Raw genomic sequence first — 478 nt, forward strand, 5'->3', positions numbered from 1 at the left:
CCCTCTTGAGCCGTTTGTTAAATTACATTACCTACGGATTTGGCAGAAGAATTGGAACTTTATAACAGAACGATTTATCCCAATAATGAAACGATAAGAGAACCAATAGAAGAAATTGAAGCAGCTGTCGGCAATGATTTAACTAACGCATTTACCACAACTTTACTCGGTTTCTCATTTTGACATTGAGCATCAATAGCCTCTACAACTTCATAAGCTTCTTCACGCTCGGAATCCGATATATTTAGACGCTTAACTTCAGATTTCAAGGCGCTCAGCGCCTCTTGAAGATCGCTATTAATGTTCACAACGTTTGTTGAATTGTCTGTCGAGTTATTGTTGACGCGAGCATTTGCTCCGCTAATGTTATACGTAATTGACTGCACCGCTTTTTCTGCTTCAGGCAAACCCAATTTTTGCACTTTCATCTGATAATGAGCAGGAATATCTCTTCCCATCTACGGAAACCGCATGAACA

The 478-nt window shown here is 39.7% G+C and carries 1 protein-coding gene; it reads right to left on the reverse strand.

Annotated elements, in window-relative coordinates; genetic code table 11:
* Positions 1-74 precede the first annotated feature (74 nt).
* Positions 75-458 carry a hypothetical protein gene (locus PL85_RS18180; protein WP_147288191.1) on the reverse strand — a complete coding sequence of 128 codons (384 nt, stop codon included), beginning with the start codon at positions 456-458 and terminating at the stop codon, positions 75-77.
* Positions 459-478: the final 20 nt, after the last annotated feature.

It is taken from the genome of Vibrio anguillarum, from assembly GCF_001989995.2.
GTDB lineage: Bacteria > Pseudomonadota > Gammaproteobacteria > Enterobacterales > Vibrionaceae > Vibrio > Vibrio anguillarum.

Excerpts from the sequence above, each read along its gene's own strand:
- PL85_RS18180 (WP_147288191.1), bottom strand. The coding sequence starts at position 458 with ATGGGAAGAGATATTCCTGCTCATTATCAGATGAAAGTGCAAAAATTG.